This is a genomic window from Prevotella sp. TF12-30 (genome assembly GCF_003436715.1).
In the GTDB taxonomy this organism is placed as follows: Bacteria; Bacteroidota; Bacteroidia; order Bacteroidales; family Bacteroidaceae; genus Prevotella; species Prevotella copri_A.
In genome coordinates this window covers 1-378 of sequence record NZ_QSQJ01000134.1, presented here as the reverse complement: position 1 = coordinate 378, position 378 = coordinate 1, and positions in this window count along the sequence as shown.

The window sequence follows — 378 nt, the reverse complement described above, 5'->3', positions numbered from 1 at the left end:
ACTATTTTTTCATCATATATCATCATCGTTATGAGTTTATAATTCTAATCGTTATCATTTGAGTCTTACCTGTCTTCTTATCAAAAGATAGACTTGGGGTCTGATACAGTTGTACGTTAACTGTTGCGAAAGGCCACGTTTACTGCGATACAGTTGTACGTTAACTGTAGCGAAAGGCCGAAATAAATCCTAAAAATGTCTTTTTAGTGTTGTTTGCTTTAGCTAAAATTGCACAAAAATACCCTTTTCGACCACAAAATAAGAAATATTGACTATAATTTATTAATAAACATTAAAAGGGAGTTTGAAATTATTGCGAATTGAACAAATTGTACTACCTTTGCAGCGCTAAAGTTAACGTACAACTGTTGCACAAAA